Annotated in this window: 9 protein-coding genes; 6 read left to right on the forward strand and 3 right to left on the reverse strand. The window is 53.0% G+C overall.

The window, feature by feature from the left end; translation table 11 throughout:
* Nucleotides 1–144: 144 nt before the first annotated feature.
* Together F552_RS0107050 and F552_RS0107055 are read right to left on the reverse strand one after the other, a co-directional pair.
* Complete coding sequence (locus tag F552_RS0107050; protein ID WP_018151029.1) at nucleotides 145–3594, reverse strand: pyruvate carboxylase; 3450 nt, start codon at nucleotides 3592–3594, stop codon at nucleotides 145–147.
* Nucleotides 3595–4109: 515 nt separating this feature from the next.
* Nucleotides 4110–5726 (reverse strand): methyl-accepting chemotaxis protein, encoded by a 1617-nt coding sequence (locus F552_RS0107055; RefSeq protein ID WP_018151030.1) that lies wholly within the window; start codon nucleotides 5724–5726, stop codon nucleotides 4110–4112.
* Nucleotides 5727–6305: 579 nt separating this feature from the next.
* Here F552_RS0107055 and F552_RS0107060 point away from each other — a divergent pair.
* The 5 genes from F552_RS0107060 to F552_RS0107090 all read left to right on the forward strand — a co-directional run bounded on the left by F552_RS0107060 (nucleotide 6306) and on the right by F552_RS0107090 (nucleotide 13433).
* A complete protein-coding gene (locus F552_RS0107060; RefSeq protein ID WP_018151031.1) occupies nucleotides 6306–6698 on the forward strand; it encodes a DUF7793 family protein in 393 nt (130 codons plus the stop codon).
* Between the two features lie 973 nt (nucleotides 6699–7671).
* A complete protein-coding gene (locus F552_RS18705; protein WP_018151034.1) occupies nucleotides 7672–10575 on the forward strand; it encodes a bifunctional diguanylate cyclase/phosphodiesterase in 2904 nt (967 codons plus the stop codon).
* Nucleotides 10576–10950: 375 nt separating this feature from the next.
* Entirely contained in the window at nucleotides 10951–12243 is a 1293-nt protein-coding gene (locus F552_RS0107080) for a GGDEF domain-containing response regulator (RefSeq protein ID WP_018151035.1), read from the forward strand.
* Between the two features lie 138 nt (nucleotides 12244–12381).
* Entirely contained in the window at nucleotides 12382–13059 is a 678-nt protein-coding gene (locus F552_RS0107085; RefSeq protein WP_018151036.1) for a response regulator, read from the forward strand.
* 32 nt (nucleotides 13060–13091) lie between these two features.
* Entirely contained in the window at nucleotides 13092–13433 is a 342-nt protein-coding gene (locus F552_RS0107090) for an Hpt domain-containing protein (RefSeq protein ID WP_018151037.1), read from the forward strand.
* A gap of 35 nt (nucleotides 13434–13468) precedes the next feature.
* On the opposite strand, the gene F552_RS0107095 is transcribed toward F552_RS0107090, so the two are convergent.
* Nucleotides 13469–14260 carry a SprT-like domain-containing protein gene (locus F552_RS0107095; protein WP_018151038.1) on the reverse strand — a complete coding sequence of 264 codons (792 nt, stop codon included), beginning with the start codon at nucleotides 14258–14260 and terminating at the stop codon, nucleotides 13469–13471.
* 48 nt (nucleotides 14261–14308) lie between these two features.
* Here F552_RS0107095 and F552_RS0107100 point away from each other — a divergent pair, with 48 nt between their 5' ends.
* Nucleotides 14309–14956 carry a DUF4124 domain-containing protein gene (locus tag F552_RS0107100; protein ID WP_018151039.1) on the forward strand — a complete coding sequence of 216 codons (648 nt, stop codon included), beginning with the start codon at nucleotides 14309–14311 and terminating at the stop codon, nucleotides 14954–14956.
* Nucleotides 14957–15335: the final 379 nt, after the last annotated feature.

Raw genomic sequence — 15335 nt, forward strand, 5'->3', positions numbered from 1 at the left:
ACCTACCCCCCCCAATCGCCAATTTGCTGCCGGAGATGTCAGCTGACACACGTATCTAATACATACAGTCTAAGACAAACAAAAAGCCCCATGCAACCTGCATGGGGCTTTTTGTTACTTCTTGCCTTGGCGGCCGTGGGCTGTTTAGCCCGGCTCAACCACCATCAGCAAATCATGGGCATTCACCGACTGACCAGGTTTGGCCAGCACCTCCTTGATGGTGCCCCCCTGCTCTGCACGAATCGCCGTTTCCATCTTCATCGCTTCTATCGATACCAGCGGGTCGCCTTGCGCTACCTTCTGCCCCGGTTGTACCGATACCGTCACCACCATGCCCGGCATCGGGGCTCCGATGTGTGCCGCGTTACCGGTCTCGGCCTTGCGCGATTCGGCTTTCTTGCCGGCACCGGCTTTCGGCACGCGGATCACCCGCGGCTGGCCGTTCAGCTCGAAGAACAGCTTCACTTCGCCGTCTTCTGGCAGGTCGGCCTGGCCTTGCAGGCGAATCTGCAAGGTCTTGCCCGGTTCCAGATCCACGGCGATTTCCTGCTGGTCCGCCAGACCGTAGAAGAAGGTCTGCGTCGGCAGCTTTGAGACATCCCCATAGTGGGCCTGGTGCAGGGCGAAGTCCTTGAACACTTTCGGGTACATCAGGCTGGAGGCCAGGTCGGTATCGCTCACCTGCCGGTGAATGCTCTTCTCCAGCTCGGCCTTGGCTTGTGCCAGGTCGACAGACGGTAGCGTTTCGCCCGGGCGGCCTTGCAAGGGCTTGGCACCGCGCAGAATGCGGGCTTGCAGGTCTTTAGGGAAGCCGTCTTGCGGGAAGCCGAGTTCGCCCTTGAACAGCGAGATCACCGATTCGGGGAACACCAGTTCGCGGTTGGGGTTCTGGACATCCTCGGGAGTGATTTCGTTGGCCACCATGAAGATGGCCATGTCGCCCACCACTTTGGAGGTGGGGGTGACCTTGACGATATCGCCAAACAGGCGGTTAACGTCGGCGTAGGCTCTGGAGATGTCCGGCCAGCGGTGTTCCAGCCCCATGGCACGGGCCTGTTCGCGCAGGTTGGTGTATTGGCCGCCGGGCATTTCGTGGCGGTACACGTCCGAGGTACCGGAGCGGATGTCGGCTTCGAACGGGCTGTAGGCGTGGCGTACCCCTTCCCAGTAGTGGGACAGGGTCTGCATGGCGTCCAGGTCCAGCCCGGTATCGCGGTCGCTGCCCGCCAGGGCGGCGGCAATGGCACCGAGGTTGGGTTGCGAGGTCAGTCCGCTCATGGCGTCCATGGCGCCGTCAACCGCATCAACACCGGCATCGATGGCGGCCAGTACGCTGGCGGCGGAAATGCCGCTGGTGTCATGGGTATGGAAGTGGATCGGCAGGCCGACTTCTTCCTTCAGTGCCTTGACCAGTGCCGAGGCGGCACGCGGACGGCAGATGCCGGCCATGTCCTTGATGCCGAGGATGTGGGCGCCGGCTTTCTCCAGCTGCTTGGCCATGTCAACGTAGTACTTGAGGTTGTACTTGCTGCGGCTCGGGTCGAACAGGTCGCCGGTATAGCAGATGGCGGCTTCACACAGGGCACCGCTGTCGCGCACGGCGTCCATGGCCACGCGCATGTTGTCGACAGCGTTCAGCGAATCAAACACACGGAACACATCGATACCGTTCTTCGCGGCTTGCTCTACAAAGTAGCGCACCACGTTGTCCGGGTAGTTGGTGTAGCCAACGGCGTTGGAGGCTCTCAAGAGCATCTGGAACAGGATGTTGGGCGTGGCACTGCGCAACTGGTGCAGGCGATCCCACGGGTCTTCCTTGAGGAAGCGCATCGACACGTCAAAGGTGGCGCCGCCCCAGCATTCCATCGAGAACAGTTGCGGCAGCAGGCGCGCGTAGTGCGGCGCGATCTGTACCATGTCGCGGGTCCGCATGCGGGTGGCAAACAGCGACTGGTGCGCATCACGCATGGTGGTGTCGGTCAGCAGTACGCGCTTCTGCGCTTTCATCCACTCGGCAAACTTGTCTGCGCCAAGTTCCTGCAGCAGGTCACGGGTGCCTTTGGGCAGCTCATGGGCCAGCGCCAGTTTAGGGCGTGGCGCCTCGGCAATCGGCAGCGCCGGGGCTTTGCGGCCTTTCATTTCCGGGTTGCCGTTCACCACTACATCGCCGATGAACTTCAGCAGTTTGGTGGCGCGGTCACGGCGTTTGCTGAACTTGAACAGCTCCGGGGTGGTATCGATAAAGCGGGTGGTGCATTCACCGGAGATGAACTGCGGATGGAAGATGATGTTTTCCAGGAACGGCAGGTTGGACGTCACCCCGCGAATGCGGAACTCGCGCAAGGCGCGGTCCATGCGGCGGATGGCTTCTTCGGCGGTCGGCGCCCAGGCGGTGACCTTCACCAGCAGGGAATCATAATACGGCGTAATCACCGCGCCAGCGTAGGCGGTACCGCCATCCAGACGGATACCGAAGCCGGAAGCACTACGGTACGCGGTGAGGCGGCCGTAGTCGGGGGTGAAGTTGTTCTCTGGGTCTTCGGTAGTGACCCGGCATTGCAGGGCGTGGCCGTTCAGCACGATGTGCTCTTGTGCCGGAACCCCACAGCTGCCGTCGCCAATCCGTCCGCCTTCAGAGACACGGATCTGTGCCTTGATGATGTCGATGCCGGTCACTTCTTCGGTCACCGTATGTTCTACCTGCACCCGCGGATTGACCTCGATGAAGTAGAACTTGCCGGTGTCAGCGTCCATCAGGAATTCGACGGTACCGGCGTGGGTGTAATTGACGGCACGGGCCAGCTTCAGCGCGGCCTCGCACAGTCCTTGGCGGGTGGCTTCGTCCAGATACGGTGCCGGGGCGCGTTCCACCACTTTCTGGTTGCGGCGCTGTACCGAGCAGTCGCGTTCGAACAGGTGCACCACGTTGCCATGGGTATCGCCAAGAATCTGTACTTCCACGTGACGGGCACGGCGAACCAGTTTCTCCAGATACACTTCGTCGTTGCCAAACGCCGCCAGCGCTTCGCGGCGCGCCACTTCCATCATCGGGGCCAGGTCGGCTTCGGTTTCGATCACGCGCATGCCACGGCCACCGCCACCCCAGCTGGCCTTGAGCATCAGCGGGTAACCCACTTCAGCCGCCAGTTGCTGGCAGGTGGCCAGATCGGTTGGCAGCGGGCCGGTAGCCGGCATCACCGGCACGCCAGCCGCTACGGCCGCATTACGGGCGGCGACCTTGTTTCCGAGGGTACGCATCACCTCCGGTTTCGGGCCGATGAACAGAATGCCTTCGCGGGCACAAGCATCGGCAAAGTCCGGGTTCTCGGACAGAAACCCATAGCCCGGGTGGATCGCATCCACACCCGCTTCTTTGGCAATGCGCAGGATGTCTTCAATATCCAGATAGGCGCCAATCGGTTTTTTACCTTCGCCAACCAGATAACTCTCGTCGGCCTTGAAACGGTGTAGCGCAAAGCGGTCTTCGTTGGCGTAGATGGCCACGGTACGGATGCCGAGTTCAGACGCGCCGCGCATCACGCGGATGGCGATTTCCGAACGGTTGGCAACCAGGAGTTTGTGGATTTTCTTCATGACGCCCTCCCCGACTGGTCGCCATGCCAGCAACGGTCAAGATGAAGCGTCTTTCCAAGATTGTGTGCGTGCATCATTTCCCCCGAAACAAGATCAATTTCAATTATTATTAAAATGGTAATACCAATATACCAAAACTACGAATTCGTTAAGATACTACTTGAAAGTCATCGTCTGCATCAACCACTCTTCTGATCTTTTCTCGGTGGCGGCATGGTCGTCTGCCAGGTTCACCTCCGGTAATTAAACAAGTGAAATTGGCAGGTAAACAAAAGCATACACAAACATAGGGGAGACATTCATTTGCATTTTTTATACTGGCATTAAATCCGCAGAACGCGGTGAGATGTTGCACGATAACGGCTTGATAGATACTGGAGACGACATCCTGAATTCAAAACCGCACCAGAGCGGAAGGCCTCGGAAAACAGGAAGATAATGAAACGGAAATACGCCTGCACCGGAACGTCCACCCGGGGTATGGCACCCCGGTGGCCGGCACATCCAGATGTTGATCAGAGTTTGTACTGTTTCAGGATGTTAATCTGCACACTGGCCAGTTCGTCCAGCGTCATGGCAGTCACCGCTGTCTGGCTGGCAGCGGCACTGGCTTCTTCGGTCATCTGGGCAATTTTTTCTATCTGGAGCGAAATATTCTGACTGGCAATGCTTTGCTCCTTGATGGAACCAGAAATATCCTGCACCTTTTGGGCGGTATTGTCAGAAGACTGGCTAATCAGCTGGATGGCCTGATCTGCTTCATCGGCACGGTTAACGCTGTGGTTGACGATACCGACCGCGGTTTCCATATGCTGCGTGGCATCCTGGGAGGATTGCCGCATGATCTCGATGGTAGAAGTAATTTCCTGGGTAGAATTGGAGGTACGCTCAGCCAGCTTGCGTACCTCGTCCGCCACCACCGAGAACCCCCTGCCGTGCTCGCCAGCCCGGGCGGCCTCAATCGCCGCATTCAGCGCCAGCAAATTGGTCTGGTCGGCTACTTCCTTGATCACCGCCACCACATTGCTGATTTGGGTGCTCTGATTTTCCAGTTCCCGGATTTTGTTGGCGGTTTGCGTCACGGAAGCGGCAATCTGGCGGATATCCGTGATGGTGGTGGCAATGGTCTGGGAGCCATCCAGCGCCAATTGTCCGGATGACTGGGCCAACTCCAGCGTTTCCCCGGTCTGGGCCGCCACATGGTGAATGCTCGTGGTCATCTGCTCGATGGTCGCCGCCACATTGGCCGATGCCTCACTCTGGGCATTGGACGCAGAAGAGACCTGCTGTGCATTGTCCGCCATCTGGCGCGCATTCTCGGCCACCTCGTTGGCACCATGCAAAATGTGCTGCATGTTCTTTTGCATGTGCCCGATCAAGGTATTGAAAGCCGCAATGGTATCGCCAACTTCGTCGTCATGGTCCGACTTCGCACGTTGGGTAAAGTCCAGTGTCTTCACCACCCGGTCTACCGTTTCGCGAAGCGAATTCAAACCGCGGGTAATCACCCGGTACAGCTTCCAGGCAAAATAACTGGACAATAACAAGGCCACAATAATCAGCGTAACGGTCGTTAGCGTCGCCTGCTGCTGAATGGCATTCGCGTGCGTGTGCCCCTGTTTTGCCAGCGCCATGTTGTAATCCAGATGTTTGGCCAGAGCGCCCAACGCGGCCTTGATCTTGAGCGGGCCTTCCGTGGATGCCAGTTTTTGGGCACCGGCATTGTCTCCCGTATTGGAAATGGCCAACACCCTGTGCCACAGCCCGGTATATGCCTGAATAGCGGCCAGATCTTGCGCCAACAAGGTCTTGTCTGTGGCATCTACCAGCAACGTAGCCTGATACGTTGCCAGCTTGCTGGCCAGGTCCTCATTGGCGGCGATGATATCCGTTTCGTACTTCTTTTTTATTGCTGCATCTGTATTGATGACATGGTTCAGAACATTGGTCCGTATCTTGTACAAATCCGTCTGGGCCGCATTGATCATGGTCAGGCTGGGAATCAGGTTTTCAAATGAATTGTCTAGCTCCAGACTTAGCAGCCGTATCTGGGTAATGCCCGTCATGCCAACGGCCACTAGCGCCCCCAAGGTGATGATGAACGATACCGCCGTCCTTTTTGCAATATTCATGTATCTCTCTCCGTTTTTACATCTTTCTAATAGGTCTTCTTTTTTACGACTGCAAAATGTCCCGGCAGGTCACCTTCATCTACACAGACGGCTTTATGGCCAAGGATATTCCAGAGCCCACTTCCTGACACCGGATCGTTTTAGTTATTCATCACCCTTGATATATTTAATCTGCTAAATTTATTTTCTGATGCTTATTCACAGTAAGAAATGGATCAAGTCATTCTCTCGTTTCGAAAAACGAATCAGAATGCCCCCATGGTTAACATAATTTAACCTATCGTCCATTCATTTGATCAAACTTTTTGTAAAACAGACTGGCCATTCCAAAAAATATCCCGAAAAATGCTGCTCATATTTGAATCAAGTTAGCAACGAGCAGAAATCAGGATAAGCATCATTTTTATTAGCACATGAAATATTAACAGGCAAATATATATAGAACATATTTTCTGATTTTGAGAAAACAGCATCAAACACAATCTAAAATGATTGGCTATGTTATTTATTGGGTTAGAAAGTCTTGCCGCATTCTGATGAAATAAACCAGAAGCAAGAATCGAGGTACTTGTGTTCACCATGCCAGACATGCAGTTAGGGAGTGATGGGGTTCTGAGGGTAGATTATGGCTATAACCCGGTCCTAACAACCGCAGGTTTTGTCCATATTCTCGATGAGCGGGAAAAAATCGTCTCGGCACCAGTTCCTGTATTGGTAAAAATGTCGGGCCGTCCAAAAGTACAGGTAAATCAAACAGGTATCATGCACACGAGCCGCTACCTGTCTCTCACCACTGCCGTCGCGTATGTGACCAAAGAGTGGTATATCAAACACCTGATCGACAAGCACATCACACTCAATAAACCACCGTTGCCGATTTTTGTCTTCGAAACTGACCAGGAAGCCATCAATTGGTTAAAACGATATCTCCCAACAACAGAATCCTTTAAATCAGGCTTTAGCTGTCTCTAAAACTCAATACACTATTAATGACATATATATAAAAATATCAGGGGAAATCGTTTATACATTCACTATGACAGGAGATGAAACGCTTTATGCTACCGAATTGTGTATACAGCAAAGCATGCAATGCTGGCGAGGCATATGCTTTGGGAAATACCAAACAGATACTTAACGTAAGCCTATTCTGGCCAAGACAAACAAGCCGCATACCACCTTGAAACGTCAACGGAGAATGGCTTTTCCATAGAATACAATATTCATATATCCGTATCAGCACCTGATGTGTGCGGAAGAAATTCATCAGCTAATTATTTATTTTGCGATGACCGAATATGCCGATAGTGTGGCACTCAGGATGAAGACGGAATTAAAGACGAAAATTTTTTCTGGGCAGCTAATGGTCAAAGAGACCCATTTCTGAGGATTGGTGCCGGATGTGCCTGATATTACGGGCTCCCCAAATAAATTTGTCATGCAATAAAACCACAGTTTCAATCAGGTATTGAGAATGGATCATCACCTGCCAGCAAACCGCACCTGGCCTGCCAAAAACATCCATCCGGCCTGATTAGTGCCGCTGCCCACTCAATAAACAGCCAGGATTGCCAACCCCCTCATGGTCAATTGGCCATTCATCACTCCCCCAATTCAAATAAATCGCCTATATTGAACCTACAACGATAGATTTACTTGTGATATGTTGTTGCAAGCCAAACCACCTTTGGGAAACTGGCGGGCAAAAGAAGCACCGGGTCAATATCTGCTAAGGCATCAGGCATACCGCCTGAAAGCACCATCGGATGCATGCCGGATCATTGCGACAAATGTTTACACAGCCGCCCGTTTCTCTGAATGCACTGCCCCCTACACAATGCAGTTGCTTTATGATGACAAACGGCTGGTGCAAGCTTATGCACTGATGCCGAATGCGTGATCGCAGGGAACGGCCACACAAATCGCTGGGTAAAGGATAAAAGCGATGCAAACGTATTATCAGGGTTCAGAACTTCAAAAAGCGCAGATGACCACCTTATGGATCTGTCTGCCGGCGCTGGTCATTCAAATCATCGTCATGAACCTGCCATCTTTTACCCTGTTCAACGATCGGCATAGCGACCTGTTATCCGTGCATCTGCTGCTGGAAATGTTTTCGGTATCCGTGTCTATTCTGGTAGCCACGATTGCCTGGCATGTTTTAACCAATTCAGAATCCACCCATATCGCCAATCCGATCATTTTCGGGTTTACCGTGCTGGCGATGTCCGACATGATGCATGCCATCACCTATGCGGGCATGCCCGGGCTGATGACAGACAGCTCCACCCCGGAAGCCATCTTTTTCTGGCTGGTGGGCAGAACCTTTGCCGCACTGGTATTGCTGGCCATTGCACTCAATCTCAGATTACCCGGCCACAAGAGCCTGTGGCTCATCGCAGCCATTCTGTGTGGCAGCTTTATCACCTGGCTAGGCACCTATCATTTATCAGCCTTTCCAACATTGTTTGTCGCTGGACAAGGTGTCACCAAGTTCAAGGCGCATTACGAAATCGGTTTGTGTACCATTTACCTCGTCATTGCCTTCTGGCTGTTTTATAAAGGCAAGAAGCAGCAAAGACCGTTATCGCTGTGGCTAGGGACAGCCTGTTTTGTCATGGGTGTCGGCGAACTGGATTTCACCACCTACCTGACACCGTCAGATTTCCTGAATACCTTTGGGCATATCTACAAGATTGTCTCTTACGGCCTCATTTACAAAGCACTGTTCATCAGTGCCGTCAGAGCCCCGTTCCAACTGCTGAAAATGTCCGAAGACCGGTTACAGCAACACCAGACCAACCTGTTATCCATTTTGAACAAAATCCCGCACGGGGTTATCCGGCTAGACCCGCAACTGAACTGCACCTATGTAAACCAGGTGCAGGCCAAGCGGTTTGGCCATGCCGAAGCGGAGATTCAGGGCAAACCCCTTAGCCAATTTGCAACGGCCGGGGACATGGCCAATGTCAAAACCTATCTTGCAGAAGCCTTTACGGGCAATGCCGGCCAGTTAACCGGGTGGTTCTGGACGGCTCAGAACATTCCTAAATATTCCATTGTGAACTTCGTGCCAGAATTCAACGAAGCAGGCTACGTCAGTAGCGTGCTGGTGTTCCTGACCGACCAGACCGAACAGGAACAAGCCAAACAGAATCTGTTAAGTTCGCTCAAAGAAACAGAAGACCTGAAAACCGCGCTGGATGCCCACGCCATTGTAGTCAAGACCGATGCCAACGGAGTGATCACCAGCGTCAACGACAAATTCTGCGACATCTCCAAATATACGCGTGAAGAACTCGTTGGGCAGACACACCGGCTGATCAACTCTGGCCGCCATCCCAAAACTTTCTTCAAGGAACTCTGGGACACCATTTCCAGCGGCACTATCTGGAACGGTGAAATTTGCAATCGCGCCAAGGATGGCTCTCTGTATTGGGTTCAAACCACCATCGTGCCTTACATGGGGCCGGATGGAAAACCGTTGCAATACATGGCTATCCGTGCGGATATTACCGCCCGGAAAAATGCAGAGGAAGAAATCGAGCACCTGGCCTTTTATGACTACCTGACGGGCCTGCCTAACCGGCGACTGATGATTGAACGTCTGGCGCAAGCGTTACTGGATTCGGAACACACCCTTTGCAATGGTGCCCTGCTGTTCATGGATCTGGACAACTTCAAGGAAGTCAACGATACGCTTGGGCATACCCAAGGGGACCAACTACTCAAAGAAACGGCCAACCGCCTGCTGGCAGCAGTGGCGGAGCACGATACGGCAGCCCGTATTGGGGGTGACGAATTTGTCGTGATTCTGAATCATCTGGATGCCGACATGTCCGTCGCGCAAGTTCAGGCACGCGAGATTGCAGAAAACATCCGTCTGGGCCTTGGGGTAGTGGTAGACCTGAATGGTTATCAGGCGGTGTCGCCACCAAGTATCGGGGTGGTGATGTTCCAGGGGGTAGAAAAAACCGCCAGCGAGCTTTTAAAACAGGCTGACATGGCGCTTTACCGCGCCAAATCAGCAGGCAAGAATCAAGTCTGTTTCTTCGACCCGCAACTGCAGGCAGCCATCAATGCCAGGGCCAGTCTGCTGGCCGATTTGCGTCAGGCGCTGCCCCATCAGGAATTTGTCCTGCATTACCAGCCCATTATGGATGCAGAAAAAACCGTTCTCGGCTATGAAGCCCTGATCCGCTGGCAACAACCTCAGCGCGGCATGGTACCGCCGTTCCACTTTATCGATCTGGCAGAACAGACCGGGCTGATTATTCCGATTGGGCAATGGGTACTGGAAACCGCCTGCCAGCAACTGGTGGAATGGCAAAAGGATGAACAGTCAGCGCACTGGTCAATCGCGGTAAACGTCAGCGCCAAACAGTTTGGTGAAGCCGATTACCCGCAGCAAGTACTGGCAACCCTGCAGCGCACGGGGGCAAAACCGGAAAACCTTCGGCTGGAACTCACCGAAAGCATGCTGCTGGAAGACGTCAACGAAGCCATTCGCAAAATGATCGAGTTGCGCCGTCATGGCATCCGCTTCTCGCTGGATGACTTTGGCACCGGCTATTCGTCATTAAGCTACCTCAAGCGCCTGCCGTTTGACTACCTGAAGATCGATCGTTCATTTGTCACCGATATCTTTAACGACAGTAATGCCGCCGCCGTTGTGCGTACCATTATCTTGCTGGCAGTCAGCCTGGAAATGAAAGTGATCGCCGAAGGGGTGGAAACCGTGGAGCAGTACAAAGTACTGGACGATTACGGCTGCCATGGCTTCCAGGGTTATTACTTCGGACGGCCAGGCCCGCTTGCTGTCATCCCGAGCCCGCTGGAAAAAGTCTAACCCCCGCTACCTACGCATCAACAAGGCACAGATCAGCAAATGATGGTCTGTGCCTTGTCATTCTCCCTCGCCCACCCCGCCACATCGCCGCGGGCCGCCCGGCCGACTTCCCTAGGTTTTACCCTAGGATCAATCTAGCCACCCTGCATGGATAATATGTCCCTGAAAGAATGAGGGTTAATTCCGGTTATCCGGGCAACCAAGCACACCGCTCAGCGGGTTGATTTGCCTTTAGCCCCTGTGAGAATGCTTGCAGGTACGCTTATCTGGCTCATACCGGCAGCTCATTTGCACCAGATGTCATACATGCAGCCTTGAAGGTACCTGATGCAGACAAGGGACGTCTCCAGAACATTTTAGATGTGAGTTTTACCTGTGCAAAAAAAGAAAATTCTGGTGGTCGATGATGAGCGGATTAATTTGCATCTGCTGGCCAGGGTATTATCCGAACAATATGAAGTCATTACCGTGCAATCCGGACTGGATGCACTGGTCGAGGCCGAGTATTTTCTGCCAGATCTGATTCTGCTGGATGTCATGATGCCGGAGCTGGATGGTTTCCAGACATTCAGGCTGCTCAAGGCACATCCGGTACTGTCACAGAAGCCCGTTATTTTTCTCACAGGTCATACCGATATCGAAAGCCAGTACAAAGGGCTGGATCTTGGTGCCGTCGACTACATGCTCAAACCGTTCAATATCTCCCTGATCAGGCTGCGGGTCAGGAATATTCTGGAAAGAGAATCCCTGCGTGAGGTCATCAAAGTTAAACAGGCAGAACTGGAAGCCATCCTCAACACTATCCCGGATCTGATGTTCAAGCTGGACAGGCAAGGCACCTATCTGGAAATTTTTGCCAGACAGCCCGAATTACTGGCCCAACAACGCATTGATCTCCTCGGCCGACGGATCTGTGACATGCTGCCACCAGAGGCAGCCGTCCAGGCCATGACAGCCATTGCAGAAGCCCATGAAACCGGTACATCGTATGGCATGCAAATGAAGCTGCCACTGGCAGGCAAGATGCACTGGTTTGAATTAAGCGTCGCAAAAAATGAGTCCAGCAATCCGGATAACCCGCATTTTGTCATGTTGTCCCGGAACATTACCGATCGTAAACAGGCGGAAGAACACTTGAATTACCTAGCCCAACACGACAACCTCACAGGCTTGGCCAACCGCGCCCTCTTTGGAGAAATCGTTGACCGCATACTGGGACTGGCCGAACGCACCAGACTCTTGTTTGCGCTCGTCTTCATTGATCTCGACAAATTCAAACACATCAACGATACCTTTGGTCATGCCATTGGTGACTTTGTCCTGCAACAAGCGGCCAATCGCATTAGCAATACCGTCCGGACTACCGACACGGTGGGCCGCATTGGCGGGGATGAATTTGTGGTCTTGTTACCGAATATTGCCAGCAGGCAAGAAGCCATCCAGATCATGGAAAGGGTTCGAATGGTGCTGGCAGAACCCATCATTGCGCAAGGCAAAGCGTTCTCGATTTCATCCAGCATCGGGATGGCCTTCTATCCGGACCACGGTCAGACGATGATCGAGCTGACCAAGCGTGCAGATGATGCCATGTATGAAGCAAAATCCAGCGGTCGAAATCGCGTGTGCGTATTTTCCGAATCCGCCATGGATTGTGTCGTCAATGGCTAACCCCCTGTTGCACGCAAGTCTGGCCAAGCAGACACTTCCCGTTAAACTCACCAAACATGGTCTATGATTCAGGCAAAGCACCGTAAATAACGGTTTCAGCAAGACAGTAAAAAGAGAATAACAAGGCCTGAACATATCATGCAGCCGGACCCACATGCCCAAATACCCGCAGATTCACGCCGGATATATACCGTCCTGATTGCAGACGACCATTTGCTGGTACGCATCGGCATCAAATCGCTCTTGCAGCACATGGGTAATTTTCATGTCGTCGCAGAAGCAGAGAATGGCCGAACCGCCCTTGCCTGTCAGCAGCAATTCAAACCCGACATCATTCTGGTCGACATTGCCATGCCAGAATTATCCGGTATCGAAGCTGCCCAGCAAATGCGGCAGGTCGATCCGGAGGTCAAAATCCTGATCTTGTCGGCATACGATACCGAAGACATTGTTCGGCAGGCGCTAGCGGCCGGCGTACAAGGTTATCTGCTTAAAGACTTTGCACTCAATGAATTGTCCGATGCCCTGCACCAGGTCTTGCAGGGAGAAACCTACATCAGCCCCCGTCTGGCCCCTTTGCTCAGCCAGGATGTCACAACCTTACGCCTGGCCGGCAAACCCAGACTAACCGCCCGCCAGCTGGAAATCTTGAGACTGGTGGCGACTGGCGCCTCTACCAAAGAAATTGCAAAGCAATTACAGGTAAGCCCCAAAACCATCGAATACCATAGGGCACAGGTCATGCAAAGGCTGGGCTTGCACGATATCGCCAGCCTGACACTGTATGCCTCAAGGCACGGCTTGCTGCCAACCTGAGCACACGCTGCTTACTTAAGGCTAATCCAACCATGACGTCCACTCCCCTCTGCCATCTCACAGAGACCCTGCAAAGCCTGCACGGTGACAAAGAAACCTTGCATTTGCTGATTCGCGAGTTTCTGAGAACTTATCCGGAGCAGGTACTTCACATGGCGCAGGCCTACCAGACAGACGACTTAAGCGCACTCGCCAATTGCCTGCATAGCGCCAGGAGCACGGTCAGCATTTTTTGCGCCGTCGCGGTCAGAGATCAGATCATCGCGCTGGAACATGGCCTGCGAATGCAAAGTGCCCTTGCCCGACCAGCATTTTACCGCTTTCTCAATGACTATATGCGAATAGGTCTGGAGCTGGCTGAGTACCAGGGTTGACCCGTTCAACTCCCGGCCTTCAAGCCCAAACGTCGTCAAAACGTATTTAATGGTTTATCCACCGGCAACTTCACATTGGCGGCAGCATCCATGTGGACTTCGCACTCCCCGCAAATGATGTCTGTCCCCGGGCTCACCCAGGCTTTTGCACCACATTCCGGACACATCAGCTTCTCGCGAGTGGGTGGCGCTTTTGGCGGCGGCATGTAAACGGTTGGCTTGTCTTCTTCTATCTTTGGCAGCACGGCAACCGGGGGAGGAGAGCTCTCATACTCAACCCCTGCGGCTTTGAGGGCCTCTTGCTTCTGTTCCTGCACCTCTGGCGTAGACGGCAAATGACGGTCAAACCACGGCAGCTCAAAACCGCCAGCCACAAACGACTGACACGCCTGCATGAACTTGCCTTCCGGCAAGATGTAATGGCTCATGGAGCGGCCGGTTTTCTTGCCCCCCGGTAATGAGGTGTGCGAAGGCATCAGGCCAATCGCCTCCATCTGGTCTGCCCACTCCTGATTATGTGCATTGGTCGGTGTCGGTGTTCCAAAATGGTGCTGCCAGTGGTGAACCATCTCATGCACCAGCGTAGACATTACCGCCTCAATCGGCCGTAGCGTAAAAAAACCAGGGTGAAGCCCCAACTCATCCAGTTGCTGCCCGTCTTTGGAGATAAACCGGTCTGCATGATGATACCCGTACACCCGGCTGGATGACCGAAGCGTGATCAGGCAAGGCGGCAGCCTGGCATCAAACAGCGCCGTATTAAAGTAATCAAAAGCTTGCTGAAGCGCAGCATAGAACGCAAGCGTTGGCGCTTGTTGGCTGGTCATGGAGGAATCCTGTTGCTTGAATGAGTCTTGAAGGCATCCCTGCCCGTCATGAATGACAAGCCGGTGCAGGCGCAATTTTACAGGCTAGCGGCCACCAAAGCTAACCTGTGCAAAGAATTTTTAACGTATCAACAAGCTTGGCCAAGTTTCCGCAGCGCACACGACAAGTGCTCTGGACGTTTGCACATTAGCTTCTATAATGACAATGTCAAAGAAAGGAAGCACATGAAAACAGCATTTGGCATGCTTGCATGCATGCTCTTGTCCAGTGTCCCAGCCGTCCACGCAGAAATGTATAAATGCATCAATGAACAGAAAAAAATCATTTATACCGATATGCCCTGCACCAAATTCAAGGCCACGACACAAAAGATCGTATCACCCACCTTGTCACAGGGCCTGGTAGACCAGGAGGCCATCTACAAATCACAAAAATATTACAAGGCCGCCAAGCCAGCCCCTGCCAGCGTCACCAGAACCACCGTCACCGAAACAACCATCGTCAATGGTATCCCTGTCATCAGCCAGACAGGCGCGCACAATGCCATGTGCAAGTCTTACAGACAGCAGTTGGAAGCCATCGAGAATAAACTAAGACACGGATACACCGCCGCAGAAGACCAGTACCTGCATGATCAGCAAAAATACTGGCAAAAAATGGTCTTTGATAACTGCGCCACCAACGAGGGATTTTGATTGCAGACTATATTCGCGCCACTCATCATAGAGTCAAGTCAGATGCAACAAAAATGCCAATTTCAGCAACACATTTGAAAGTGAAAAATGTGTATGTTAAATCGGGGTAAAACCAGTGCCTCCAAGCATCAACCCGCCAAGTTCTTCGCAAATCGAAGCACCGAAGACTTGATTAACGAACTTTAAGTTCTCCAAATTTGGATACCTTCACTCCGGTAGAGAGCATTGTTGTGAAGGGTAAAGTGCAAGGTAGCTACATCTGCCATGTGAATCAGCCCATCGTTCCACCCGAAGGTTATCCGTACGCTCGACCATCTGATCATTGAAGGCATTACAGTCGCAGACCACAGCATGAATTAACAGGGGTTGCGGAGACAGA

The organism is Leeia oryzae DSM 17879, from assembly GCF_000376945.1.
Classification (GTDB): Bacteria; Pseudomonadota; Gammaproteobacteria; order Burkholderiales; family Leeiaceae; genus Leeia; species Leeia oryzae.